Below are 24,284 nucleotides of genomic sequence, written 5' to 3'. Positions count from 1 at the left end.
CTAACCCCCGCTACTCTGGCAGTGACTGGCACGCCGGGCAGCTTCTCCCCCGAAACCACCCCGCCGAACCTGCTGGGTCGGCGCCAACGCCACTGCACTCTGGCAAACCCGCACCAGGCTGCTGCCCGCAGGGAGGCGTACCCCTTGCGCCGTACGCAGTGTATAGGGCTCATCAATGCGCTGATAGAGCGCCTGGGTCGGGATCCCAGGGACAGGGTCTGTTCCGATGGCAACACCGCTGGTCAGAATCCCCCTCATCCGCGGCACCTTATCCTCACACCCTCCCGCGCCAAAGTCCGCCTCACACTCTACCCGGTCAGGATAACGGGGCGCCCGCAGGAGGTGACGACTGCTGGCCTCTGCAAAGGCCAGCTGGCACCGAGCCGGATCATTACCCGGAACAGCGGCACAGGCCTCGGCCGAGGTGTAGACATAGGCCAGCTCGGGGCGTTCGTTGCACCCTTGTAACCATAGGGAGGCTGTCGGCACCATCATCACCAATGCCACCCTGCTGCTGCGCTTGTTGCTGCTCTTCATGGATACCTCAGTAGGTCATGCAGGCGGCATTGAGCAGCCCCACCGACAGGGCGGTGGAAGCCAGCAAAATCGCGCAGGCCATCTCCCCGCGGGAAATCCGCTCACTCAGATCAGTGAGCCACAGTCGCATAACCCGAAAGGCGGCCACTTGCACCAGCAGGGCGATCGCCCCCCAGATGGCACAATCGATCAGGGAGAGGGAGTGGCTGATGGCGCTGGAGAGCGGCAGGGCGAAGCCGATGAGAGCCCCGCCAAACGCGGTGGCCGCCGCCGGATTACCGGCGCGGATCAGGGCAAATTCGTGGTGTGGAGTCAGCCAGGTATAGAGGCGAACGAAGATCGCCAGCAGCCCCATGGCCAACAAAAAGTAAGCGATAAAGGGGAGCACTCCACTCAGGGAGCCGAGCAGTTGGGAGAACATCTTGCCATTCCAGTGACAAAAGAAGGCAACATCATAGATAAAGGCAAAGGGGGCCACAATGGCCCCCTTCACAACGGGATAAGGGTGGGAGGCAGAGCCAGGACAGGCCCTGCCAATAGGGGATCAGGGAGCCTCACTCCAATAGAAGGATGCGGCATCACTCCTCCGGATTGATGACGTCAATCTGGCGCAACTGCCCCTCTGCGGAGCGGATCAGCACCAACTCGCTGCCGGGATGCAGATCGGCGGCCGAACCGTTGACCCAGCGCACCTCCTCGTGCAGCAAGACGGTGCCAAGACGAGCCAGTTGCAGGGTGTTGCCCGTGCGCAGCCGCAGACGATCCTGACCACGCTGCCAATCGGCTGGCGGCGGTTCGGCGGGGTCTGGCACGGTAATGCGGCTCGCCACTCCGGCCTCCTGCCACAGGGCCAAGCGGGTGCCTGGCCTTAACTCATGGCCCAGCAGCTGGCTCCCCTGCCATACCGGGGCACTGCCGCGCTCGAGCGCCGCTCCCTTGAAGTGGAGCCAGAGACCGTCATCCGCCTCCAGCTCGACCAACCACAGCTCCTCACCACACGCCGTGCCGAGCAGCAGCAGGGCGAGCATTGCGCTCGCCCCCTTTCGTCTCCATCCAGCCATGCTCCGGGCCCTCCTCAGTCAGGGACCCCAATCATAGATCCCTGCGGGCGGGCCCGACCTCGGCGATTCTGTCAGTCATCGCGGCGGCAGGCGGAGAGCACCTTGCCATCGAAGCGGCACTCCAGATCGGCCCAGCGCCCCTCAAAGGGGTTGAGGCTGTCGTCGCTGGCGCCGTAGCCCCATAACCGGCCCTCTTGCACCGTACCGACGATATCCATGTCGTGATCGTGCTGGCGGTCGGCACGGTCAATTTCGTGCACCAGATTGGTCTCCCCCTGTACCACCCCTTCCAGCTCGACCCAGGTGCCGCCGAGGGTGTCTTCGGTCAGACCGTCGTCGAAACGGGTTCGGTTGTCGAGGGTGAAGGGGATGCCGTTGATCATCAGGCGACCCAGTTGCCAGCTGGCAAGACCGGTGACCTTGAACTCGGGCGGCACAGCAGCGCTGGCCAGCATGGGAAGCAGCATAAGCAGGGGACAAATACGTTTGAGCATGGGATGATCCTCTCTGTCGGTTAACGATGGAGGCAGCATGGCAGCCATCGCGTGAAGAGGACGTGAAAGGAGGAACACGATGAAGATCCTGCTCGTGGAGGACAATCCGCAGGTCATGGAGACCATCCTCGACTATCTGGAGCTGGCCGGCCACACGGTTGACTGCGCCTATCACGGTCAGGCGGCGCTGCAACGGCTGGCCGAACAACGCTTTGACGTCATCATCATGGACGTGATGATGCCACGCCTCGACGGCCTGAGCGCGGTCACCCGCCTGCGCGAGGAGGGGATCGCCACCCCGGTCATCTTCCTCACCGCCCGCGACAGTCTGGAGGACAAGCTGGCCGGCTTTCGCGCCGGTGGCGACGACTATCTGGTCAAACCGTTCGCCATGGAGGAGCTGGAGGTGCGCCTGCAAGCGCTGGCCCTGCGTGGCCCGCGCGGCGACGTGGGCCAGATTTCGGTGGGGGATCTCACCCTCGATCCCGCCTGTGGGCGGGCTGAGCGCGCCGGCATCGAGCTGCGCCTTGGCAAGATCCCGTTTCGGATCCTGACCCTGCTGGCACGCCGGGCCCCGGCCGTGGTCAGCCGCCAGGAGGTGCTCGATACCATCTGGGGTGACGAGGAGCCGGACTCCGACGCCCTGCGCAGCCACATCTATGCCCTGCGCGGCGCCCTCGACAAGCCATTCGACACCCCCATGCTGGAGACGGTGCACGGCCAGGGCTACCGGCTGGTGGCACCATGAGCCTGCCGAGCCTGCGCCGCCACCTGATCCTCGCCCTCGGCGGGGCCGGCCTGCTGTTTCTGCTGCTCACCACCGGGCTGATGATGGTGGCCGAGGACAAGATGGAGGAGCTGAGCCTGCGCCACTGGCTGGAGGCCGAGACCCTGCGTTACGACGACGACTGGCGGCGGCTGGGCGAGGCGGCCCCCGCCCCCAACCCGCGCCAGTTCTCCAGCTACTGGAGCGAGGCCGGCCGCATGCCCCCCTGGCTCACCCCGTACGCCAAACCCGGATTTTACGAGCACGAACTCGGCGACGAGGACAAGCACTTCCTGGTGGCGCACCACCCCTCGGGCCAGGGGCTGCTCTATCTGGTGTTCAACGACGATGCCGACGACTACCTCGACCCCTACGAAGAGACGCTCCACACGACCACCCGCCTGATCGGGGTCGGCATGCTGCTGGCCGCGCTTGGCTTTGGCTTCTGGCTGGTGCGCCACATCACCCGGCCGCTGGAGCGACTGCGCCAGCGGGTGGCCCACCTGACGCCGGAGCAGGCTGACTTCACCCCGGATGCCCCCTGGCAGGAGCTGCGCGAGATCGAGCTGGCCCTGCTGTCGGGCAAGCGCGAAGTGGCGGCGGTCTTCGCCCGCGAGCGCGAATTCAGCCGCTTTGCCAGCCACGAGCTGCGCACCCCCAACATGGTGATCCAGGGCTCAGCCGCCCTGCTCGACAAGATTGCCGAGCTGCCGCCCCCAGCCCGGCGCGCGGTGGCGCGCATTCGCGCTGGCGCCGACGAGATGGCGCTGCTGACCGAGACCTTCCTACTGCTGGGGCGCAGCGGGGAGATTGAACGCCCCGCCCAAGAGGTGGCCCCCCTCATCCAGGCCGAGCTCTCCCGCCTGCAACCACTGCTGAGTCGCGAGGCCATCACGGTGCAGCTCACGCTCGATCAGAGCCAGCTGCATGCCCCCCTCTCGCTGCTCACCATCGCCATCGACAACCTGCTGAAAAATGCCCTGAGCTATGCCGAGGGGCGGATCGAGGTGCAGCTGAAAGAGGGAGTACTCACGGTTCGCAATCCAACCCAGGTGGCGCCGGATACCGTGCTCGGCTATGGCTGCGGCCTGACCATTATCGAGCGCATCTGCGAAAAACTCGGCTGGCACATCGAGACCCGGCTCGAAGCGGGCCTCTTCACCGCCCGCCTCGACGGACGATCGTGATCGGCCGCACTCACACCGGCCAGGCCCTGTGCCATCATCAGGGCATGGCAACGGAGGCCCCATGGATCTGACCGATTTATCGCTCTACGGCGCACTGGTATCACTGGCCATCGGCCTCATCATCGGCTTGGAGCGGGGCTGGCAAACCCGCCGGCTGGAGGACAACCAGCGCATCGCCGGCATGCGTACCTATGGCCTCATCGGCCTGTTCGGCGGGGTGTGCGGCTTGTTGCTGCCAAGCCTGGGGGCGACCCTGCCCCTGCTGGGGTTGGTGGCCATCCTGGCCGGGGTCGGGCTCTCGGTCTGGCTCTCCCAGCGCTCGCAGGGGGAGTTTGGCCTCACCAGCTCGGTGGCCATGGTGCTCACCTACCTGCTCGGCCTGACGGCGGTGCTGCTCGGCCCGAGCGAGGCCGTCGCCTGCGCCGTGCTGGCGGCCCTGCTGATGGGGCTCAAGGGGGAGATCCACAAAGGGCTGCTGTTCCTGAGCGAGACCGAGTTCCACGCCACCCTGCGTTTTCTGCTCATCTCGCTGGTGCTGCTGCCGGTGCTGCCGAACCGCGAGATGGGGCCGCTGCTGGCCTTCAATCCCTTCAAGATCTGGTTGATGGTGGTGATGATCGCCGGCATCTCCTTCTGCGGTCACTTCGCGGTGCGGTTGGTTGGTACCCGCAAGGGGTTGGTGCTCACCAGCATACTGGCGGGGTTTGCCTCCTCCACTGCGCTCACGCTGCAATTTTCCCGTCTCAACCGCGAGCAGAGCGGCCTGGAGCGGCTGCTCGCCAACGGTATCCTGCTCGCCAGTGCCACCATGTGGCTGCGAGTGTGGGCGCTGATCCTAGTGATCCACGTGCCGCTCGCCCAGCGCCTCACCTGGTCGCTGCTCACCCTGGCGGCCGTGGTCTATGGCTGCGCCTTCTGGTTCTGGTACCGCCGCGAAGAGGCGCCGGAGCCGATGCAGGCCAAGACCCGCAACCCGCTCGATCTGCTCACCGCCCTCAAGTTCGGCCTGCTGCTGGCGGTGATCGGCTTTCTCGCCACCCTGCTGCAACAGACGGTGGGGGACTCAGGGGTCTACCTGCTGGCGACCGCCTCCGGGCTGGCCGATGTGGACGCCATCACCCTCTCCCTCTCCCATCTGGCGAGCCGGGGGCTGGATCTCGATGTGGCGGCGCGCGCCATCCTGCTGGCCGGCTTCGTCAACTCGCTGGTCAAGGGGGTACTGGCGTTGGTGATCGGTGGCAAAGGGCTCGGCTGGCGGGTGCTGCTCCCCTACCTGCTCTCGGCCCTGCTGACCCTGCCACTGCTGGGGTGGTGACGGCCACATCGTTTCACCATCATGCCAGGCCATGGCAGCGCAAGAGGAGACAGTGATGGCAAGTGACTGGGATAACATTCTGGCGGGCGGGCTGCTCGACAGCGACAGTGAAGAGGTCGCCAAGGATCGGATCCGCGGTCAGGCGCTGCTGGCCCGCCTCAACGCCACCCCAGCCAGCGAGGAGCGCGAACGCAAGGCGCTGTGCCGCGAACTGTTCGGTCACTGCCCCGATTCGTGCTGGATCAGCACCCCCTTCACCTGCGAGTTTGGCCGCAATATCCACCTCGGCGAGCAGTGCTTTTTCAACTTCAACGTCACCATCCTCGATGTCTGTGAGGTGCACATCGGCCACCATGTGCTGCTCGCCCCCAACGTGCAGATCTACACCGCCACCCACTCCATGGACTATCGCGATCGCCGCCGCTGGGAGGCCTTCGGCCAGCCGGTGCGCATCGGTGACGACTGCTGGATCGGCGGCGGCGCCATTCTCTGCCCCGGCGTCACCATAGGCCCGCGCAGCATCATCGGCGCCGGAGCCGTGGTGACCAAAGACATTCCGGCCGACAGCGTGGCGGTGGGCAACCCGGCCCGAGTGGTGCGCACCCTGCAACACGGCGAGCCACGCGACGAGCGCTCGCTCGGTTAGGCCGCTTCCTCATCTCGCGGGGAAAGAGGCGCAGGCTGGGCAAGGGGCAGCGTTGACCGCCCCCACAGAGAGCCCGGCGCCGCGCACAGGCCGCCCCTCAGCCAACGCACGTCATGGATGCGAAGACATGGCAGCCATTTCCCCTGCTCGCCGTTAATTAATCAGGCGCCTGCCCTGATGCTCATCGCCAAGCCTATGATTCACATAGCAAACGCGATACTCCATCGGCTCACACCAGCACAAACACCTGGCAAACCCGCCAAAAATCGGATGTTGCGCTGCCATGCGCTTATTTTTCAAACCGTTAGCGCAAACGTTTTTCTCCGGGTGTAGGCTTGACCCTACAAGCGCCTCACTTACAGTAATCGCGCAAGCCTGACAGGCCTGCCATGGCAGGCTACGGAAACCATAACAATCAAGGATACGATCGTGACAACCGCACTCAAACTGGCCACCGTGGCCACCCTCACTCTCGCCGCCCTGTCCGCCCAGGCCGCCTCCCAACCGGCGGTCATCTATGACACCGCCGGCAAGTTCGACAAGTCCTTCAACGAAGCCGTATTCCGCAACGGGGTCGAGGTCTACACCAAGGAGAAGGGCATCAAGGTCAAGGAGTTCGAACCCCAGAACGAAGCCCAGCGCGAGCAAGGTCTGCGCCGCCTGGCCAGCCGTGGCAACGGCCCGATCGTGGCGGTCGGCTTTAACATGGGATCGGCCGTCGAGAAGGCCGCCACCGAGTTCCCCAACACCCAGTTCACCATCATCGACATGGTGGTCGACAAGCCCAACGTCCAGTCCATCATCTTCAAGGAGCATGAAGGCTCCTTCCTAGTCGGTGCGCTGGCGGCCATGGCCTCCAAGAGCGGCAAGGTCGGCTTCGTCGGCGGCATGGACATCCCGCTGATCCGCAAGTTCGAGTGCGGTTACGAGCAGGGGGCCAAGTACGTCAATCCGAAGATCGAAGTGTTCCAGAACATGACCGGCTCCACCCCGGCGGCGTTTGCCGACCCGGCCAAGGGGGCGGAGCTGGCCAAGTCCCAGTTCGCCAAGGGGGCCGACGTGGTCTATGCCGCCGCCGGCGGTACCGGCATCGGTGTCTACCAGGCAGCCAAGGATGAGGGCAAGCTGGCCATCGGCGTCGACTCCAACCAAAACCACCTGCAACCGGGCACCATGCTGACCTCCATGGTCAAGTCGGTGGGCCTGGCCGCCTACCAGACTTGGGATGATGCCGCCAAGGGCACCTGGAAACCGGGTATCAAGAACCTGGGGCTGGCCGAAGGCGGGGTGGATTGGGCGCTCGATCAAAACAACGAGAAGCTGATCACCCCCGAGATGAAGACCAAGGCCGACGCCATCAAGGCCGATATCATCGCCGGCAAGGTCAAGGTGCACGACTACATGGCCGACGGCACCTGTAAATACTGATCCCCCTTCCAGATCGGCCCCCTCGGGCCGGTTTTTTCCCTTTTCTCTTCATGACTGGCAAGGATTGCATCATGGACCAGACAGATCGCTATGCCATCGAATTGAGCGGTATCGATAAGCGGTTCGGCGACGTGCATGCCAACAAGCATATCGACCTGCAGGTTCGCCGTGGCTCAATCCACGGCATCGTCGGCGAAAACGGGGCCGGCAAATCGACCCTGATGAGCATCATCTATGGCTTCTACCACGCCGACAGCGGCGAGATGCGGGTGCTCGGCAAGCCGTTTCGCCCCCACGGCTCGCAGGACGCCATCAAGGCGGGCATCGGCATGGTGCACCAGCACTTCATGCTGGTGAGCAACTTCACCGTATTGGAAAACGTCATCCTCGGTGCCGAGGATGGCTGGCATCTGGGCAAGAGCCTGGCCGCCGCCGAGCAGCTGCTTGGCGAGCTGGCCCGTGACTACGGGCTCGAGGTGCCGCTGCACGCGAAGATCGAGGATCTGCCGGTGGGGCTGCAACAACGGGTCGAGATCTTAAAGGCGCTCTATCGCGGCGCCCGCATCCTGATCCTCGACGAACCGACCGGGGTGCTCACCCCGCAAGAGGCGGATCACCTGTTCGAGGTGCTGAAAAAACTGCGCGATCAGGGCACCACCGTCATCCTCATCACCCATAAACTGCGCGAGATCCTGGCCATCACCGATCGGGTATCGATCATGCGCCGCGGCGAGATGGTGCACCACGTGGCCACCTGCGACACCAACAAGGAGCAGCTGGCCGAGCTGATGGTGGGGCGCAAGGTGCGCCTCAAGGTCGACAAGCAGCCGGCCCAACCGGGCCAGACGCTGCTCAGCGTGCAGGATCTCAGCTTCGTCGACGACAGCGGCGTGGAGCGAGTCAAGTCGGTCAGCTTCGAGGTACGCGCCGGCGAGGTGGTCGGCATCGCCGGGGTCTCCGGCAATGGCCAGTCCGAGCTGCTCAGCCTGCTCGGCGGCATCCTCACACCGAGCCAGGGCAGCTTTACCATCGGTAAGCAGCAGGTGAGCCCGAGCGCCCCCGCCAGCCCCCGCAGCGTACGCGCCATGGGGCTCGGCCACGTGCCCGAGGATCGCCACAAGATGGGGCTCATCAACCGCTTCGAGGCGCAGGAGGCCTTCATCCTCGGCTACCACCACCTGCCCGGCTACAACCAGGGGCTGTTGCAGGACAAGGGGGCCATCCTCGCCGACTGCCAGGCCAAGATGGAGAAGTGGGACGTGCGTCCCCCCATCCCCACCCTCAGAACCGCCAACTTCTCCGGCGGCAACCAGCAAAAACTGGTGCTCGCCCGCGAGGTGGAGCAGGACCCCGACGTGCTGCTGGTCGGCCAGCCGACCCGCGGCGTCGACATCGGCGCCATCGAATACATCCACCAGCAGATCATCGCCATGCGCGACAAGGGCAAGGCGGTGTTGCTGGTGTCGGTGGAGCTCGACGAGATCATGAGCCTGTCGGATCGCATCCTGGTCATTGCCGACGGCCGCCTCGTCGGTGAACTCGACGCCGAACGCGCCGACGAGAAGACCCTCGGCCTGATGATGGCCAATATCGTTCCCGATGAGATTGCCGCGGAGGCCCACTCATGAGTCAAGCCCGTGTTCCGGCCTGGATCTCGGTCGGCCTGCTGCCGGCGCTGAACGTCACCCTGGCGTTCCTGATCTCGGCCATCCTGTTCAGTTATCTCGACATCAACCCGCTCGAGGCGGTGGAGATCATGTGGAGCGGCGCCTTCGGCAGCGGCGAGGGGATAGGCTTTACCCTCTACTACGCCACCGGCTTCATCTTCACCGGGCTCGCCGTGGCCATCGCCTTCCACGCGGGGCTGTTCAACATCGGCGGCGAGGGGCAGGCCTACATCGGCGGCCTCGGCGTGGGCCTGGTCTGCCTGCTGCTCGGCGACGTGCTGCCGTTTGCCCTGCTGCTGCCGCTGTCCATCATCGCCGGCGGCCTGTTTGGCGCGGCCTGGGCCTTCATCCCGGCCTGGTTGCAAGCCCGGCGCGGCAGCCACATCGTCATCACCACCATCATGTTCAACTTCATCGCCTCGGCCATCATGGCCTACCTGCTGGTGGAGGTGTTCAAACCGGCCGGCTCGATGGCCACCGAGAGCCGGGTCTTTGCCGAGGCGAGCTGGCTGCCCAAGCTGAGCGACATCGGCGCCCGGTTCGGGGTGGAGATGGCCACCAGCCCGCTCAATATCAGCTTCATCTGGGCGCTGATCTGCGCCGCCCTGGTGTGGCTGTTCATCTGGCACACCCGCTGGGGTTACGAGATCCGCGCCGTGGGGGCGAGCCAGAGCGCCTCTTCCTATGCCGGCATCCCCTACCCGCGCGTGGTGATCTTGGCCATGCTCATCTCCGGCATGCTGGCGGGCTTTTTCGCCCTCAACGTGCTGCAAGGCGAGCTGCACCAGATCAAGCTCAACTTCGTGGAAGGGTTTGGCTTCACCGGCATCGCGGTGGCGCTGATGGGGCGCAACCACCCGGTCGGGGTGATCCTGGCGAGCCTGCTGTTTGGCTTCCTCTATCAGGGGGGCGCCGAGCTCAGCTTCGAGTTCGGGGTGGATCGCAACATAGTGGTGGTGCTGCAAGGGCTGGTGATCCTGTTCTGCGGCGCGCTGGAACATATGCTGCAACCTCGGGTCGAGCAGCTCTATCTCGCCCTGGCGAACAAGAAGGGGGCCTAAGCCATGTTCGAAACGCTGATCCTGATGCTGGACGCCACCGTCCGCACCGCTCCACCGCTGATCCTGGCGGCCATGGCCGGCATGTTCTGCGAGCGCTCCGGGGTGGTCAACATCGCCCTCGAGGGTAAGCTGCTGGCCTCCGCCTTCGCCGGCGCGGCCGCCGCCGCCGTCACCGGCTCGGCCTGGATGGGGCTGCTGGCCGGGGTGGGCATCGCCATCCTGCTGGCCCTGCTGCACGGCTTTGCCACCATCACCCATCGCGGCGATCAGGTGGTGAGCGGCATGGCCATCAACATACTGGCCACCGGCCTGACCGTGACGCTCGGCCGTTTCTGGTTCGATCAAGGGGGACAGACCCCGGCGCTCTCCGGCGCTGCCCGCTTCGCCCCCATCGATCTGCCCTACGCCAAGGCGCTGGCCGATGTGCCCGTCGTCGGCCAGCTCTACAGCGAGCTGCTAAGCGGCCACTCCCTACTGGAATACGTCGCCTTTGCCGCCGTGCCGCTCGCCTGGTGGGTGCTGTTTCGCACCCGCTTTGGCCTGCGCCTGCGCGCCGTGGGGGAGGCGCCGGCCGCCGTCGACACCGCCGGCATCTCGGTGGTGCGGATGCGCTACACCGCGCTCATCATCGGCGGTCTGCTGGCAGGGCTGGGCGGGGTCTACCTCTCGGTGGCCCAGACCGCCCAGTTCATCCCCAACATGAGCGCGGGCAAAGGCTTCATGGCGCTGGCGGCCCTGGTGTTTGGCAAATGGCGGCCATGGAGCGCCATGGCCGCCTGCCTGCTGTTTGGCTTTCTCGACGCAGTGGCCATCCGCCTGCAAGGGGTCGCCATCGGCGACTTTCCGATCCCGGTGCAGGCCATCGAGGCGTTGCCCTACGTGCTGACCGTGTTCCTGCTGGCCGGCTTCATCGGCAAGGCGGTGGCCCCCAAAGCGCTCGGCACCCCCTACGTCAAGGAGCGGGAATAAACAACAAGGGGGCCCATGGCCCCCTTGCTTCATCTCAGTGACGAACCTTACTCGGCCGCCAGCTCGACCTGCTCGTCATCAGGCTGCTCATCGAGATACCAGCCGGTCAGCACCTCGGCCAGGGTATCGACCCCCAAGTTGTTGAGGGACGAGAAGGCCTCGACCCGGATGTGATCACCAAGCGGCGCCACGTCCTTGCGCACCTTGAGTAGCTGGGTCTTGCGCGGGCCGGGGTTGAGCTTGTCGGCCTTGGTCAGCAGCAGCAGCACCGGCAGTTTGCGGTGGGCGCTCCACTCCAGCATGTTCTGGTCGGTCTCCTTGAGCGGGTGGCGGATGTCCATCAGGATCACCAGCCCCTTGAGGGACTCGCGGCGCTGCAGGTATTCGGCCAGGTTCTTCTGCCACTTGATCTTCATCTCGAGCGGCACCTGGGCATATCCATAACCCGGCAGGTCCACCAGCCGCTTGCCCGGCTCCAGCTCGAACAGGTTGATGAGCTGGGTACGGCCCGGCGTTTTACTGGTACGGGCCAGGTTTTTTTGCTGGGTCAGCGTGTTGAGGGCCGAGGATTTACCCGCATTGGAACGACCCGCAAAGGCGATCTCGACACCACCATCGTTAGGCAGATGGCGAATGTCCGGCGCACTGGTCACGAAGTGGACCTTGCGAAAATTCAAAACTTGTTTATCCAAGGTAAATTCCCCATTGAAAGAGCGGGTTATGGCGTTACTTTTTTGTAAAACGGTGTAAAATGACGTCGCTTAATCGCGTAGTTTAACATGCCTTCCGCGGCATGGGATCTGGAAGCCTTATAACGAGAAGTTGGAGCGCCATGAAGAACCTCGCCATCACGCTTGCTTTGCTGGCAAGTGCGACAGGCATGGCACAGGCTGCTGGCGATGCCGCCGCAGGCCAGGCCAAGTCTGCGACCTGCATTGCTTGCCACGGGGCTGACGGAAACAGCCCTGCCGACATCTATCCCAAAATTGCCGGCCAGCACCCCGCTTACCTCAAGAAACAGCTGCTTGAACTCAAAGCCGCCGCCTCCGGTAAAACCGGACGTGTCGCGCCGGTCATGGGCCCCATGGCACTGCCGCTTTCTGAGCAAGACATGGACGATCTGGCCGCCTACTTCTCCGAGCAGCAGCGCACTCCCGTGGCCGTTCCCGATGACGTGGTGGAGAAGGGCCGCGCCCTCTACATGGGAGGGGATACCTCCCGCTCACTGGCGGCCTGCATCGCCTGCCACGGCCCCCGCGGTGAAGGGCTGGCACAGGCCAAGTACCCCAACCTGACCGGCCAGCACCCGGCCTATATCAAGGCCCAGCTGGAAGCCTTCCGCTCCGGTACCCGCGACAACGATCCGAACGGCATGATGCGCGACGTTGCCAGGAAGCTGACCGACGAAGAGATCCAGGTGCTCGCGCAATACGTGGTCGGCCTGCACTGATCGCATCCCATCAATGACGCGGGAGGCCAAGGCCTCCCGCTGTTGTTTTCAGGACGCCCGCGACAAGGTGCGCGTCAGGGTCTGATACTCGCCAAAAGGGGAGTGTCCGGCCAGATGGCGGCGCAGCATGTCGAGGGCGCAGAAGGCCAGGATGCGCTCGCGGCTCGGCCGATCGGGATGGCGCACCAGCACCAACTGCTCGAAGCGCCGCTCGCCATCTTGCAAGACCAGCGCCACCCCTTGCTCGCTCTCTTCGCCCACCAGCAGCGCCCACCGCCCCGGTTGGGGCACCAGCGCCGCCGGATCGGCCCCCAACGTCGCCTCGAAGCGGGCATGCAGGTGTGGATAGTCACGGCACATGCGCTGCAAGGCGCCCCCACTGGCACACTCCAACAGGTAAAGCGGCTCCCCTTTGAGGCCACGCAGTATGTGCGCCCAAGGGGGCTCACTCCCCTCACCCACCAACCAGGGGGTGATATGGGCAAGCAACTGCGCCTCGGCGAGCCCCATTGCGCCGTCATCCACCTCGTGACCGATCAGCTTGAGCTCGATGAGCGGCATGCTGGAGCGATAACCGAGCACCACCCCTTGCGGCCACTCGAGCCGATCCAGCGCATCGCTCAGAGTCGATTCGGGCACGCCGAAGGTGTAGAAGCGGCGCAGCCGGGTATCTTGCCCCGCCGCCAGCTCCGGCAAGATCTGCTGCTGCACCATCTGCTTGAACTCGAATGGCACGCCCGGCGTGAAGTAGAGGCGACAAGCACCGGCATCGACGCGAAAGCCGCAGGCGGTGCCGACCGGATTGTCGATAAGCCTGCTGCCGCGCGGCAGCCAGGCCTGCTTGGCATTGCTCTCGGCCATGACGCGGCCACGGCTGGCGTAGCGGGCGCGGATGACCTCGAGCCACGCCTCACGCAGCTCAAGCGGGGCCGAAAAGGCCCGCGCTGCCGCCTCGGCGGTGAGATCGTCCGAGGTGGGACCCAAGCCACCGCACACCAGCACCACATCGCTGCGGGCCGCCGCCTCGGCCAGCACCTGGGTGATCGCCTCCAGATCATCGCCCACCGTATGACGGCGGCGCACCTGCCACCCTTGTTCAAGCAGCAGGGCCGACAACCAGGCCGCATTGGTGTCGACCACCAGGCCGGTGACGATCTCATCGCCCGTACTCACCAGTTCGATATGCATGAAAGACCTCAGCGTGGAAGATGTTCGACGTCACCCTGCCGGGTGGATATTGAGAGGCTCGCAGATGGCCGACCACAACCGCCCCTTTCTTGCACTCCCCGGTATCACGCTGAGCCAGTGCCATGGATGGGTCGCTTCTGATGAGCAAACAGGGCGGAGCAAACCGGATGAGGTGGTCAATCTGCCGGCGCTGGGCGAGCGCCACAACCAGCCATCCCCAGCCAGATTGGCCGTTATGCTAGACAAAGGGCAGGGCGAACTCAAAGGGATTGATGACACTCGCCTCAGTTTATTATAGATTTCTGGATGTCCAGACATATTTACCGATGCAGTACAGGGAGTAAGCATGCCCATCAAGATTCCGGATCAATTGCCCGCCGCCGCCGTGCTGGGGGAAGAGAACATCTTCGTCATGAGCGAGTCACGCGCCGTGACTCAGAACATCCGTCCGTTGCGGGTGCTCATCCTCAACCTGATGCCGAAGAAGATCGAAACCGAGATCCAGCTGCTGCGCATGCTCTCCAACACCCCGTTGCAGGTCGACGTGGATCTGCTGCGCATCGATGATCGGGATTCACGCAACACACCGCGCGCCCACCTCGAGAACTTCTACAACGACTTTGAGCAGGTACGCAGCAATAACTATGACGGCATGATCATCACCGGGGCCCCGCTCGGCCTGGTGGAGTTCGAGGACGTGGTCTACTGGCAGCGCATCGGCGAGATCATCCGCTGGTCCCACGAGCATGTCACCTCCACCCTGTTCCTCTGTTGGGCCGTGCAGGCCGCCCTCAAGGTGCTCTACGGCATGGATAAGCAGACCCACGGCGAGAAGCTCTCCGGCGTCTACCGCCATCAGCGCCTGGTGGAACACGAGCCGCTGCTGCGCGGCTTCGATGACGAGTTCGTCGCCCCCCACTCCCGTTATGCGGCCTTCGATGGGGATCTCATCCGCGCCCATACCGATCTGCAGATCTTCGCCGAATCCGAAGAGGCGGGGGTCTATCTGGCCGCCACCCGCGATGGTCGCCAGGTGTTCGTCACCGGCCACCCCGAATACGATGCGCTGACCCTGGATCAGGAGTATCGTCGCGATCTCGACGCTGGTCTCGCGCCCAGCGTACCGGTGAACTACTACCCGGACGACAACCCGGCCAACCCCCCGCGCGCCACCTGGCGCAGCCACGGCCACCTGCTGTTTAGCAACTGGCTCAACTACTACGTCTACCAGCTCACCAGCTATCGGCTCGAGGATATCGGCAAAGTCTTCACCTACGACCACAAGAACTGACCGGCGAGCGCCGGGCTGTTATGCTCGGCCCTCTCTTTTCAGGCCAGCAGGAGCCGATTCGTGATTGCATTGATTCAACGGGTGAGCGAGGCGAGTGTCGTCGTCGAGGGGGAGGTCGTGGGCGCCATCAAAGGTGGCCTGCTGGTGCTGCTCGGGGTCGAGCAGGGCGACACCGAAACCCATGCCGACAAGCTGCTGCACAAGGTGCGCGGCTACCGCATCTTCAGTGACGAGGCGGGCAAGATGAACCTCAACGTGGAGCAGACGGGCGGCAGCTTGCTGGTGGTGTCCCAGTTCACCCTGGCCGCTGACACCAAAAAGGGGATGCGCCCGAGCTTCTCAGGCGGTGCCCATCCGAGCGAGGCCGAGCGCCTCTACGACTACTTCGTCGAACAGGCCCGCGCCGGTGGCCTGAACACCGAGACCGGCCGCTTCGCCGCCGACATGAAGGTCTCGCTGGTCAACGACGGCCCGGTCACCTTCTGGCTTCAGGTGTAGTCGAGCATCAAGATCTGGTTGCAGTAGCCGGGCACCGGCCACAGCCGCCCCGGCGCCAGCCACTGGCGGCACAGCTCGCGCACCCGCTCCAGCTCGAGGTGGGTTCGCGGCAGCAGGTTGATGATGAGCCGCCCCTCAAGGCGCGCCGCCAGCGCCTGATAGAGGGCGGGCTGGAACAGCAGCGGCGGATTGCCATCCTGGCTGAAGAGATCGAGCAGAACCAGATCGAAGCACCCCTCCCCCTGCTGTAAAAACGCCAGCGCATCCCCATGGTGCAGTTGGGGCCGCTCCTCCCCCTGAAAAAAGTCGCGATAGAGCGCAATCACCTCACCGTCGAGATCGACACACCACTGGGTGGCGCCTGGCCAGCGGGTCGCCAAGTGGCGGGTCATGTCGCCGCCCCCCAACCCCAGCTCGAGAATGCGCTGCGCACGCTCTGGAAGGGCACGGCACAACACCTGCTGGTGCGGCAGACACAAGCGGGCCGGCTCGCTCAGGCTCTGCACCGACTGCACCACACCATCGATCTCGAGCCAGCGGTGGGTGGCATTTTGCAGCACGCTCAGGCGGCGGCCACCATGTTGGGAGAGGTGCAGCAAGGTGTCGGCGTGGCGTCCTTCCAGATTGAAGTTCATGAGGTGGATGGGGCAAGATGGGGTGACACCAGTGTAACCCAAGGAATGACCCATGTACCGGGTGGTCACCCCAGAAACCGAGTCAGAACTCAACGCCTACTACCAGCTGCGCTGGGAGCTGCTGCGCAAACCCTTCAACCTGCCCCTTGGCTCGGAACGCGACGAGTATGACTCGGTCGCACTGCACCGCATGATGCTCGACCCGGACGGGCGCCCCATCGCCGTCGGCCGGCTCTTTGTCGGGGGGGACGAGGCGCAGATCCGCTTCATGGGGCTGCTGCCCGAGTACCGCGGCCAGGGGCTCGGCGCCCGCATGGTCGAGGATCTCGAGGCGCTGGCCCGCAGCGAGAAGGTCAAACGACTGGTGATGAACGCCCGTCAGGAGGCGGTGGAGTTCTACCGCAAGTGCGGCTTCCTCGAGGTGGGGGAAGGGCCGGTCTCGTTCGGCCGCATCCCGCACCGCCAGATGATCAAGTCGCTCGCCCCGCTGCAAACCATCCAGTACCGCCCCGAGTGGTGCCAGGATCTGGCCACCCGCTGGTCACGCGGCATTCCCATCAGTGAGAAGATGGGGATGCAGATCACCCACTACGACGGCCACTCCTTCCACCTTGGCGCCAACCTGGCCGCCAACCTCAACGTGCACGACACCATGTTCGCCGGCAGCATCTACAGCCAGTGCGTGCTGGCCGGCTGGGGCCTCATCTGGCTGCAACTCAAGGAGTTGGGGCTGCTCGGCGACACGGTACTGGCCGAGGGCAGCATCCGCTACTACCGGCCGGTCAAGGCCTCGCCGGAGGCGCGGGTCGCCCGCGAGGGGATGCCGGCCGCCCTGCTGCCACTGCGCAACAACGAGTCGGCCCGCTTCCAGCTGTCGGTGCAGCTCTACAGCGGTGGCAAGCTGGCCGCCGAGTTCACCGGCAAGTACGTGGTGCAGCCCCCGAAAAAACGCTGAGGCCGCATCCCGCTCATGAACGAGGCGCCCTTGGGCGCCTCTTTGCATTCACGGAGCCGGCGTCTGCCGCAGCCGGCTGGTGCGCCCCTGGGCCGGATAGCCCACGTCCAGCACCTGCCAGTCGCACTCGCTCCCCTCGCTCGGGAAGCGCCAATCCAGGGAGGGCGCACTCAGCGGCCCGCGCCACAGCCCGGTCAGCTCGCTGCACCCCTTGCTGTCGAGCACGCCGAGATCGAGCGCCCACTCCTCCTTGACCAGGTTCACCCCGCCACGGGCGGCAATGAGGTGGGTGATGGTGCTGGCCGCGGCCCCCTCCAGCGTCAGCGTCCCCTCTTTCGCCTCCCCCTTGAGGGCAAGGCGGTAGAAGGGGGTGTCTCCCCCCTGCATCGCCTGCCACAGCCCGCCGGCATCGAGGGTCGGCGGCTGCGCCGCGGCAAACCACGCGTCGAGCAGCGGATCTATCTTGATCCCGTCCCAGAACGGCTCTGTCAACGTCAGGGCAAACGGGCCGGTGAGGGTCTCGCGCCAGCGGCTGCTGTCCGCTGTGCCGAGGGTGGCGGTCAGATCCCCCTTGCCGACCAGCGAGACCGGGGCGTGCAGGATCTTGCCCCACTGGGCCAGGTCGAGCCCGCTCGCCGCCAGGGTGACGGCCCCCGCCTGCCCGGCCACGACGCCCCAACTGCCAGAGAGCGTGAGCTGCCCATCATCGGGCAGCCGGCTCTCTAGGTTGCGCAGCTGCCACTGCTCGGGGGAGAGCTCGAGCAGCAGCTCCCCCTTGCGGCTGGAGAGGCCATCCCACACCAGCTCCTCCCAGTGGCTCTCGAGGCGGGCGCGGCCGATGAGCGGCGCCACCTCGCGCCCCTTGAGGCTGAGATCGTTGAGATAGAGCTGCCAGTTCATCAGCGAAAGCGGAATGGCGTCATCAAATGAGAGCACCCGCATCTTGTCGAGCGCCACCCGGCGTACGTCGAGGCGGGCCGGCTGCCACCCCAGCCAGCTCTGCCACCACCCCTCGGGCAGGGAGAGCTCCATGCCGCTCAGGGAGAGATCCTTGACCGTCCACTCGCTGCGGGCGGGGGCCAGGCTCAGCTCCAGATTGAAGTGGCCGTCATAGGCGCTGCCCTTGAGCTCGGCATCGATGCGATCCGGGTACATGGCCAGATCCGTGTCGATCCCCTCGAGCTGGAACAGGCCGCGACCGATCTCACCGAGGCGGCCATGCACAAACCCCGTCGGGGCCTGCCCCTGACGCCACACTATCCCTCCCAGGCTGACGTTGATGTCGTTGAAGGCCAGCTCCTGGCTCAGGGCGTTAAGGCTCACTTGGGCCAACTCACCATGGCTGAGGGTGACCTGGCGCAGGGGGAATTCAAGGCGCTGGATGTCGCCCAGCTCGATGTTCATGCCGGTGCCCTTGAAGCGGTCGAGCTGCAAGCTACGCTCGCCCCAATCGAGCACCATGTCGGTCTCGACCAGACCGTCGAACGCGTTGGCCACCAGCCGCTCGACCGACAGCTTCTGCCCCTCCAATCGCCCGTTGAGGCTGAGGCGCGACAGGGTCAACCAGGGGGTCTCGAGGGCATTGATGTTGAGGGTCAGGTTGGCCTGGGGCGGGCGCACCGGGTCGATCAACTGCCAGTCACGGATGCCGGCCGACAGCCCCATCACCTTGCCGAGCGGGCCGGTCAGCGAGAGGCGATCGATGCGCCCGTCCACCACGCTGAGGCGCTGGATCGGCAGGCTCGGCAGCCCCTGTGGCAGCGGCAGGGTGACCCGGGGACGAATGAGGTCGAGGTGGGCCAGCCGCACGTCGCGCTCCAGCCAGTCGACCGACTCCACCTCCACATAGAGCTTCTCGAGGGTCAGCGCCTCCCCCACCTGCACCTGCTCGGCGAGCAGGGTGTAGGGGTGCAGCGGGTTGAACATCAGCTTGCCGATGGAGACCGGCACCCCGCTCTGGGCCGACAGCCAGCGGGCCAGCGGCTCCTTGGCGCGATCGGCATCGAACAGGCCGAGGGCGACCCAGACCAGTAGCAGCAGGAAGGCAAGGGTGTATAAGAGGGCGCGTAGCCAGGAATTCATCGATGCCTTCCTCCTCGAGTCAGACGGTGGAGTAGTGTTCCCGCAGCCCCAGCCAGCGGCGGATCAGCGGGTCGACATGAGCGGGGTGCTGATCCATCAGGTAGCGCGCCAGCTTCTGCACCTGGGGGATGAGCGGCTGGTCGCGCACCAGATCGGCGATCTTGAGATCGGCCAACCCGGTCTGGCGGGTGCCGAGCAGCTCGCCGGGGCCGCGCAGCTCGAGATCGCGCTGGGCGATGACGAAGCCGTCGTTGGTTTCACGCAGCACCCCGAGCCGGCTCTGGGCCGTCTTGGAGAGGGGGGCGTGGTAGAGCAGCACGCAGTGGGAGGCGACCGCCCCCCGCCCGACCCGGCCGCGCAGCTGGTGCAGCTGGGCCAGCCCCAGCCGCTCCGGGTTTTCGATGATCATCAGGCTGGCGTTGGGCACGTCCACCCCTACTTCGATGACGGTGGTGGCCACCAGCAGTTGCAGTATGCCGGCCTTGAACTCCTCCATCACCCGCTGCTTCTCGATCGGCCGCATCCGGCCGTGCACCAGCCCGATGTGCAGCCCCGGCAACAGCCGTTGCAACTCGGTTGCCGTCTCTTCGGCGGCCTGGCACTCGAGCACCTCGGACTCCTCGATCAGGGTGCAGACCCAGTAGGCCTGCTTGCCCTCGGTGCAGGCCAGCCGCACCCGCTCGATCACATCCTGACGGCGGCTGTCAGGCACCGCAACCGTGGTGACGGGGGTTCGCCCGGGGGGCAGCTCGTCGATGATCGAGGTGTCGAGATCGGCATAGGCGGTCATGGCCAGGGTACGCGGGATCGGGGTGGCGGTCATGATGAGCTGGTGCGGATGCACCCCGTCGCGCTCCCCTTTCTCGCGCAGAGCCAAACGCTGGTGCACCCCGAAGCGGTGCTGCTCGTCGATGATGACCAGCCCGAGGCGATGGAAGTTGACCTGCTCCTGGAAGATGGCGTGGGTGCCCACCACCATGGCGGCGGAGCCGTCGGCAATCGCCTTGAGCGCCTCTTCGCGCGCCTTGCCTTTCTGCTTACCGGCCAGCCAGCCCACCTGGATGCCAAGGGGCGCCAGCCAGCGGCCGAAGTTGACGGCGTGCTGCTCGGCCAGCAGTTCGGTCGGTGCCATCAGCCCCACCTGATAGCCGTTGCCGATCGCCTGCAAGGCCGCCATGGCGGCCACCAGCGTCTTGCCCGAGCCCACGTCCCCCTGCACCAGCCGCATCATGGGGTGGCTGCGTTGCAGATCGCGGCTGATCTCCTGCACCACCCTGTGCTGGGCCCCGGTCGGCGCGAAGGGGAGTGAGGCGAGCAGCTTGTCGACCAGCGCCGGGGCCGGCGCCAGCGGCACCGAGGCCTGGGTCTGGGCCTGCTCGCGCACCTTGAGCATCGACAGGTTGTGGGCCAGCAGCTCCTCCATCACCAGCCGGGACTGGGCCGGATGGCGGCCACTCTCGAGCTGATCGAGGGCCACGTCGGGCGGGGGGCGGTGCAGCAGGCGCAGCGCCTGAGCCAGCGAGACCTGGGTCGGGTAGAGACCGGGGGGCAGCAGCTCCTCCACCCCGTGCTCGGCCAGCAGCAACAGCGCCTGATCGGTGAGGCCGCGCAGGGTGAGCTGGCGCAGCCCCTCCGTGGTGGGGTAGACGGGGGTGAGGGCCTCTTCGGTCTGGCCGGCCTGCTCCTCCCCCAGCAGCTTGTACTCGGGGTGGATGATCTCAAGGCCGAACTTGCCGGGGCGGATCTCGCCGAAGCAGCGGATCAGGCGCCCGGCGGTGAGGCTGTTTTTCTGGGCGGCGGTGAAGTTGAAAAAACGCAGCGTGATGGTGCCACTGCCGTCGCTGACGCGGCACACCAGCATCCGCTTGCGCCCCATCACCAGCTGGTTGTCCTGGATCTCCCCCTCCACCGCACAGGTGGCGCCGGGCAGCAGATCGCCGATGGGCCACACCTTGGTGCGATCCTCATAGCGGTGCGGCAGGTGAAACAGCAGGTCCTGGACCGTGGCCAGACCCAGCCGCTCCAGTTTCTCCTGCATCTTGCCGCCCACGCCCTTCAGGCTGTCCAGCGGGATTTTATCCAATTTCATCAACCAGATGCCCGACAGTACTGTAAATACGTCCAGATAATAACAAAGGCCTCCCGAAAACGGGAGGCCTTTGGGACAGGGCTTGGGTCAGCGCTGCGTCAGATGATGCGCTTGAGCAGCAGGTGGGCCTTCACCCTGTGGATGCGGGCCATCAGGCGACGCACCTGTTCCGGATAGTCGCTGATCTGCTCCACCTGGCTGAAACTGGCCACCCGTTTGGTGTGCTGCAAAATGCACTCGCGTTCACGCTCAAAACGCTCGGAGAGCAGATGCTGAGCATCCTTGAGCAGCAGCCCGTTCTCCAGATCCAGTGACCAGGCGCGCGGATTGAGGTTGTTGCCGGTCAGCAGCACCCACTCGCCACCGTCGACGAAGATCCCCTTGAGGTGATAGGAGTGGCGCTCATGGCGCCACAGCATCAGGTTAAGCAGACCGCTGTCGATGTGATGCTGGTTGCGCTGGGCAAACTTGCGCAGGTTGGCCTCATACAGATAAGGCAGCCCGCCGATGGTGGAGAACTTCTCCTCGGGCGGGATGTAGAAGTCGTTGGCGGTCTTGTCGCCCACCACGATCGTCACCTTGCGGCCATGGCGCAACAGCCCCTCGATATCGCGGGCCAGCTCCTTGGGCAGGTTGAAATAGGGAGTACAGATGAAGATCTCACGCTCGCAGCTGCGCACCAGATTGCGGATCATCCGGTTGAGCTGGTTGTTGCGCTTGCCAAGCCCCACCAGCGGGGTAACGGCAAACTCCTGCTCCAGCGGTAGGCTGGAGTTGAAGTAGTAATGGCTGCGCGTCAGCTGCCCTTTAAAGCGGCGGATGCTCCCCTTGAGCTGCTTGGCGGTCGGGATCGCCGGCTTGTCGAGCCGCTGCACCGCATCGCTGGCGAGGAAGTAGTCATCCACGTAACGCACCATGGCGGCGGCCAGTTCCTGGCTCTCGATCTGGTGGTAGCGATCGTAGCGGTAACGCTCCTGCTGATAGAGGTAGACGTCGTTGAGGCTGGCGCCCGAATAGAGCACGGTATCGTCGAACACGAAGCCCTTGAGGTGCAGCACCCCAAGCAGTTCGCGCCCCTTGACCGGCACGCCATAGATCTCGATGTGCTCCGCGTGCTCGGCAGCCCTGGCCTGGTAAAGCTGGTGGTTTCCCCCCTGCTTACCCTTGCCGATCAGCCCACGCTGAGCGCGGTGGAAGTCGACAAACACCTTGATGTCGAGGTCGGGATTACGCGCCTTGGCGGCGTAGAGGGCATCGAGGATCTCGCGGCCTGCCTCGTCATCTTGCAGGTAGAGGGCCACCAGGTAGATGCGCTGGCGCGCCGTGGCGATGAGATCGAGGATGCGCTGCTTGAAATCTTTGGCGCTGTAGAGCACGTCAAAATGATCGGCGCCCACGGCGATCTTGGGCAAGCGATCGAGCTGCTGTCGATAATGTGCCGGTAAATGCATAGAGAAACCTGAAATCACTGCGTTACGCGTTCCACTCGAAGCGGGGAATGGGCAATTCTAGCAACCTGCGCCGGCAGGCCCAAGCAGGAATCATCACAAAAGTGGCAAATACGCAAAGGCCCCGCCGCTGGCGGGGCCTTTGCTTCGTCAGATCCTAGCCGTCTCTTACAGGAAGCTGTAGATGATCATGGCCATGATACCGCCGGTAGTACCGATGATGGTCTCCATCACGGTCCAGGTCTGCAGGGTCTGTTTCTCCGTCAGGCCAAGGTAACGGTTGGCCAGCCAGAAACCGGAGTCGTTGACGTGGGAGAGCACGATGGCACCACCACCGATGGCCACGGTGACGGCGGCCAACTGGGCGCCGTTCAGGCCAAGCGGCTCGAGCATCGGCAGCACCAGACCACAGGCAGTCAGCATGGCCACAGTGGCAGAGCCCTGGATCACGCGCACCGCTGCCGCCAGGATGAAGGCCAGCGCCACCACCGGCAGACCGGAATCGGCCAGCATGTTGCCAAGGGCAGCGCCGACACCGGAGTCCACCAGCACCTGCTTGAACACGCCACCGGCACCGGTCACCAGGATGATGACACCCGCCGGCTGAATGGCACTGCCACAGACGTTCATCACCTCGTCACGGGAGAGACCACGACGAATGCCGAGCAGGTAGAATGCCGCCAGACAGGCAACCAGAATGGCGGTGAAGGGGTGACCGATGAACTCGAGCCAGTTGTGCAGGGAGGTGCCCGCCTCGACGAAGCGGCCGACGATGGTCTTGAGGCCGATCAGCAGCAGCGGCAGGCCGATGAGGCCCATGGCCAGCCCGAAGGAGGGCAGGTTGTCGCCGTGGTCATGGATGCTGTTCTGGGCATCTTCCGGCAGCGGCACATCGACAATCTTGCTGATGAAAGAACCGAACATCGGGCCGGCCAGGATCAGGGCAGGCACAGAGGCAATCAGGCCGAACAGGATCATGTAGCCAAAGTCAGCCCCCAGTTGCGAGGCGACCAGGATCGGACCCGGCGCCGGGATAAGGAACGCCTGGCAGGTGGCGATACCGGCCAGCAGCGCGATACCGATCTTGACAACGGTACCACCGCCGCGACGAACGATGGCGAAGGCCACGCCAATCAGCAGCACCACGGCCACGTCGAAGAAGAGCGGGAGCGCACAGACAAAACCGGTCAACGCCATGGCCCAGCTGGCACGGTCAGCGCCGAACTTGCCAAGCAGGGTCTGGGCCACCCGGTCGAGGGCGCCGGTGACTTCCATCACCTTGCCGAACATGGCGCCGAGGGCCACCACCACGGCGACGAAGCCGAGCGTGCCACCCATCCCCTTCTGGATGGTGTTGGCAATGTCGGCAGGGTTCATGCCGGCGGCAAGGCCCGCCACCATGGAGACCAGGATGAGCGAGACGACCGCGTGCAGGCGCGCCTTCATCACCAAGAACAGCAGCAGCACGATGGAGCCGGCCGCCGTCATGATCAGAGACATATCGGACATTGAATTGC

General features: G+C 64.9%; 24 protein-coding genes. 13 read left to right on the top strand and 11 right to left on the bottom strand.

All coding sequences use genetic code 11. The features are described 5' to 3' along the window. From BN1134_RS10510 to BN1134_RS10495, 4 genes are all read right to left on the bottom strand, one after another. The gene (locus tag BN1134_RS10510) at window positions 1–537 is read right to left on the bottom strand and encodes a DUF1190 domain-containing protein (protein WP_042047114.1); all 537 of its coding nucleotides are present in this window, start codon (window positions 535–537) and stop codon (window positions 1–3) included. Between the two features lie 7 nt (window positions 538–544). Further along, a complete protein-coding gene (locus tag BN1134_RS10505) occupies window positions 545–1,015 on the bottom strand; it encodes a DUF350 domain-containing protein (RefSeq protein WP_232300627.1) in 471 nt (156 codons plus the stop codon). Between the two features lie 100 nt (window positions 1,016–1,115). Then, window positions 1,116–1,598 carry a hypothetical protein gene (locus BN1134_RS10500; protein WP_232300626.1) on the bottom strand — a complete coding sequence of 161 codons (483 nt, stop codon included), beginning with the start codon at window positions 1,596–1,598 and terminating at the stop codon, window positions 1,116–1,118. Window positions 1,599–1,669: 71 nt separating this feature from the next. Beyond that, a complete protein-coding gene (locus tag BN1134_RS10495; protein ID WP_042047112.1) occupies window positions 1,670–2,092 on the bottom strand; it encodes a DUF5666 domain-containing protein in 423 nt (140 codons plus the stop codon). A gap of 79 nt (window positions 2,093–2,171) precedes the next feature. Between BN1134_RS10495 and BN1134_RS10490 the strand changes: the two genes are divergently transcribed. The 8 genes from BN1134_RS10490 to BN1134_RS10455 all read left to right on the top strand — a co-directional run bounded on the left by BN1134_RS10490 (window position 2,172) and on the right by BN1134_RS10455 (window position 11,131). Next, window positions 2,172–2,840: a response regulator transcription factor gene (locus tag BN1134_RS10490; protein ID WP_042047111.1), complete on the top strand. Its 669-nt coding sequence runs from the start codon at window positions 2,172–2,174 to the stop codon at window positions 2,838–2,840. After that, window positions 2,837–4,045: a sensor histidine kinase gene (locus tag BN1134_RS10485; protein WP_042047110.1), complete on the top strand. Its 1,209-nt coding sequence runs from the start codon at window positions 2,837–2,839 to the stop codon at window positions 4,043–4,045. Before BN1134_RS10490 ends, BN1134_RS10485 begins: the two co-directional genes overlap by 4 nt. Before the next feature lie 61 nt (window positions 4,046–4,106). Then, window positions 4,107–5,360 carry an MgtC/SapB family protein gene (locus BN1134_RS10480; protein WP_042047109.1) on the top strand — a complete coding sequence of 418 codons (1,254 nt, stop codon included), beginning with the start codon at window positions 4,107–4,109 and terminating at the stop codon, window positions 5,358–5,360. A gap of 55 nt (window positions 5,361–5,415) precedes the next feature. Continuing rightward, window positions 5,416–6,006 (top strand): sugar O-acetyltransferase, encoded by a 591-nt coding sequence (locus BN1134_RS10475; RefSeq protein ID WP_042047108.1) that lies wholly within the window; start codon window positions 5,416–5,418, stop codon window positions 6,004–6,006. Window positions 6,007–6,435: 429 nt separating this feature from the next. After that, on the top strand, window positions 6,436–7,434 hold the full coding sequence (locus BN1134_RS10470) for a BMP family lipoprotein (protein ID WP_042047107.1): 999 nt from the start codon (window positions 6,436–6,438) through the stop codon (window positions 7,432–7,434). Between the two features lie 71 nt (window positions 7,435–7,505). After that, window positions 7,506–9,062, top strand: a complete 1,557-nt coding sequence (locus BN1134_RS10465) for an ABC transporter ATP-binding protein (RefSeq protein ID WP_042047106.1) — start codon at window positions 7,506–7,508, stop codon at window positions 9,060–9,062. After that, the gene (locus BN1134_RS10460) at window positions 9,059–10,162 is read left to right on the top strand and encodes an ABC transporter permease (RefSeq protein ID WP_042047105.1); all 1,104 of its coding nucleotides are present in this window, start codon (window positions 9,059–9,061) and stop codon (window positions 10,160–10,162) included. Before BN1134_RS10465 ends, BN1134_RS10460 begins: the two co-directional genes overlap by 4 nt. Window positions 10,163–10,165: 3 nt before the next feature. Then, the gene (locus tag BN1134_RS10455) at window positions 10,166–11,131 is read left to right on the top strand and encodes an ABC transporter permease (RefSeq protein ID WP_042047104.1); all 966 of its coding nucleotides are present in this window, start codon (window positions 10,166–10,168) and stop codon (window positions 11,129–11,131) included. 47 nt (window positions 11,132–11,178) lie between these two features. On the opposite strand, the gene yihA is transcribed toward BN1134_RS10455, so the two are convergent. After that, window positions 11,179–11,823 (bottom strand): ribosome biogenesis GTP-binding protein YihA/YsxC, encoded by a 645-nt coding sequence (yihA, locus tag BN1134_RS10450; protein ID WP_042047102.1) that lies wholly within the window; start codon window positions 11,821–11,823, stop codon window positions 11,179–11,181. Between the two features lie 140 nt (window positions 11,824–11,963). Between yihA and BN1134_RS10445 the strand changes: the two genes are divergently transcribed. Beyond that, window positions 11,964–12,581 (top strand): c-type cytochrome, encoded by a 618-nt coding sequence (locus BN1134_RS10445; protein ID WP_042047101.1) that lies wholly within the window; start codon window positions 11,964–11,966, stop codon window positions 12,579–12,581. Between the two features lie 48 nt (window positions 12,582–12,629). On the opposite strand, the gene BN1134_RS10440 is transcribed toward BN1134_RS10445, so the two are convergent. Then, the gene (locus tag BN1134_RS10440) at window positions 12,630–13,769 is read right to left on the bottom strand and encodes a molybdopterin-binding protein (RefSeq protein WP_042047099.1); all 1,140 of its coding nucleotides are present in this window, start codon (window positions 13,767–13,769) and stop codon (window positions 12,630–12,632) included. Between the two features lie 64 nt (window positions 13,770–13,833). Here BN1134_RS10440 and BN1134_RS10435 point away from each other — a divergent pair, with 64 nt between their 5' ends. From BN1134_RS10435 to dtd, 3 genes are read left to right on the top strand one after another with little or no spacing between them, the layout of a single operon-like run. Then, on the top strand, window positions 13,834–14,067 hold the full coding sequence (locus BN1134_RS10435) for a hypothetical protein (RefSeq protein ID WP_042047098.1): 234 nt from the start codon (window positions 13,834–13,836) through the stop codon (window positions 14,065–14,067). Between the two features lie 48 nt (window positions 14,068–14,115). After that, window positions 14,116–15,060: a homoserine O-acetyltransferase MetA gene (gene metA, locus BN1134_RS10430; RefSeq protein ID WP_042047097.1), complete on the top strand. Its 945-nt coding sequence runs from the start codon at window positions 14,116–14,118 to the stop codon at window positions 15,058–15,060. Between the two features lie 60 nt (window positions 15,061–15,120). Next, the gene (gene dtd, locus BN1134_RS10425; RefSeq protein ID WP_042047096.1) at window positions 15,121–15,558 is read left to right on the top strand and encodes a D-aminoacyl-tRNA deacylase; all 438 of its coding nucleotides are present in this window, start codon (window positions 15,121–15,123) and stop codon (window positions 15,556–15,558) included. Here dtd and BN1134_RS10420 read toward each other — a convergent pair. Next, window positions 15,549–16,193, bottom strand: coding sequence for a spermidine synthase (locus BN1134_RS10420; protein ID WP_042047095.1), 645 nt, complete (start codon window positions 16,191–16,193; stop codon window positions 15,549–15,551). The genes dtd and BN1134_RS10420 overlap by 10 nt on opposite strands. 52 nt (window positions 16,194–16,245) lie before the next feature. Here BN1134_RS10420 and BN1134_RS10415 point away from each other — a divergent pair, with 52 nt between their 5' ends. Continuing rightward, window positions 16,246–17,148 carry a bifunctional GNAT family N-acetyltransferase/hotdog fold thioesterase gene (locus tag BN1134_RS10415; RefSeq protein WP_042047094.1) on the top strand — a complete coding sequence of 301 codons (903 nt, stop codon included), beginning with the start codon at window positions 16,246–16,248 and terminating at the stop codon, window positions 17,146–17,148. Between the two features lie 48 nt (window positions 17,149–17,196). Here BN1134_RS10415 and BN1134_RS10410 read toward each other — a convergent pair whose 3' ends face one another. From BN1134_RS10410 to gntU, 4 genes are all read right to left on the bottom strand, one after another. After that, on the bottom strand, window positions 17,197–19,230 hold the full coding sequence (locus BN1134_RS10410) for an AsmA family protein (protein ID WP_042047093.1): 2,034 nt from the start codon (window positions 19,228–19,230) through the stop codon (window positions 17,197–17,199). A 19-nt stretch (window positions 19,231–19,249) separates the two neighbouring features. Continuing rightward, window positions 19,250–21,319, bottom strand: a complete 2,070-nt coding sequence (recG, locus tag BN1134_RS10405) for an ATP-dependent DNA helicase RecG (RefSeq protein WP_042047092.1) — start codon at window positions 21,317–21,319, stop codon at window positions 19,250–19,252. Window positions 21,320–21,417: 98 nt separating this feature from the next. After that, entirely contained in the window at window positions 21,418–22,770 is a 1,353-nt protein-coding gene (gene pssA / locus BN1134_RS10400) for a CDP-diacylglycerol--serine O-phosphatidyltransferase (RefSeq protein ID WP_042047091.1), read from the bottom strand. A gap of 165 nt (window positions 22,771–22,935) precedes the next feature. Next, a complete protein-coding gene (gntU, locus tag BN1134_RS10395; RefSeq protein ID WP_042047090.1) occupies window positions 22,936–24,276 on the bottom strand; it encodes a gluconate transporter in 1,341 nt (446 codons plus the stop codon). Between the last annotated feature and the right edge of the window lie 8 nt (window positions 24,277–24,284).

This window comes from Aeromonas simiae (assembly GCF_000820125.1).
GTDB lineage: Bacteria > Pseudomonadota > Gammaproteobacteria > Enterobacterales > Aeromonadaceae > Aeromonas > Aeromonas simiae.
The sequence above is the reverse complement of the archived record's forward strand: the minus strand, read 5'-3'. Positions and strand labels throughout refer to the sequence as shown.

Excerpts from the sequence above, each read along its gene's own strand:
- BN1134_RS10510 (WP_042047114.1), bottom strand. The coding sequence starts at position 537 with ATGAAGAGCAGCAACAAGCGCAGCAGCAGGGTGGCATTGGTGATGATG.
- BN1134_RS10500 (WP_232300626.1), bottom strand. The coding sequence starts at position 1,598 with ATGGCTGGATGGAGACGAAAGGGGGCGAGCGCAATGCTCGCCCTGCTG.
- BN1134_RS10495 (WP_042047112.1), bottom strand. The coding sequence starts at position 2,092 with ATGCTCAAACGTATTTGTCCCCTGCTTATGCTGCTTCCCATGCTGGCC.
- BN1134_RS10490 (WP_042047111.1), top strand. The coding sequence starts at position 2,172 with ATGAAGATCCTGCTCGTGGAGGACAATCCGCAGGTCATGGAGACCATC.
- BN1134_RS10485 (WP_042047110.1), top strand. The coding sequence starts at position 2,837 with ATGAGCCTGCCGAGCCTGCGCCGCCACCTGATCCTCGCCCTCGGCGGG.
- BN1134_RS10480 (WP_042047109.1), top strand. The coding sequence starts at position 4,107 with ATGGATCTGACCGATTTATCGCTCTACGGCGCACTGGTATCACTGGCC.
- BN1134_RS10475 (WP_042047108.1), top strand. The coding sequence starts at position 5,416 with ATGGCAAGTGACTGGGATAACATTCTGGCGGGCGGGCTGCTCGACAGC.
- BN1134_RS10465 (WP_042047106.1), top strand. The coding sequence starts at position 7,506 with ATGGACCAGACAGATCGCTATGCCATCGAATTGAGCGGTATCGATAAG.
- BN1134_RS10460 (WP_042047105.1), top strand. The coding sequence starts at position 9,059 with ATGAGTCAAGCCCGTGTTCCGGCCTGGATCTCGGTCGGCCTGCTGCCG.
- BN1134_RS10455 (WP_042047104.1), top strand. The coding sequence starts at position 10,166 with ATGTTCGAAACGCTGATCCTGATGCTGGACGCCACCGTCCGCACCGCT.
- BN1134_RS10445 (WP_042047101.1), top strand. The coding sequence starts at position 11,964 with ATGAAGAACCTCGCCATCACGCTTGCTTTGCTGGCAAGTGCGACAGGC.
- BN1134_RS10440 (WP_042047099.1), bottom strand. The coding sequence starts at position 13,769 with ATGCATATCGAACTGGTGAGTACGGGCGATGAGATCGTCACCGGCCTG.
- BN1134_RS10435 (WP_042047098.1), top strand. The coding sequence starts at position 13,834 with ATGGCCGACCACAACCGCCCCTTTCTTGCACTCCCCGGTATCACGCTG.
- metA (WP_042047097.1), top strand. The coding sequence starts at position 14,116 with ATGCCCATCAAGATTCCGGATCAATTGCCCGCCGCCGCCGTGCTGGGG.
- BN1134_RS10420 (WP_042047095.1), bottom strand. The coding sequence starts at position 16,193 with ATGAACTTCAATCTGGAAGGACGCCACGCCGACACCTTGCTGCACCTC.
- BN1134_RS10415 (WP_042047094.1), top strand. The coding sequence starts at position 16,246 with ATGTACCGGGTGGTCACCCCAGAAACCGAGTCAGAACTCAACGCCTAC.
- BN1134_RS10410 (WP_042047093.1), bottom strand. The coding sequence starts at position 19,230 with ATGAATTCCTGGCTACGCGCCCTCTTATACACCCTTGCCTTCCTGCTG.
- recG (WP_042047092.1), bottom strand. The coding sequence starts at position 21,319 with ATGAAATTGGATAAAATCCCGCTGGACAGCCTGAAGGGCGTGGGCGGC.
- pssA (WP_042047091.1), bottom strand. The coding sequence starts at position 22,770 with ATGCATTTACCGGCACATTATCGACAGCAGCTCGATCGCTTGCCCAAG.
- gntU (WP_042047090.1), bottom strand. The coding sequence starts at position 24,276 with ATGTCCGATATGTCTCTGATCATGACGGCGGCCGGCTCCATCGTGCTG.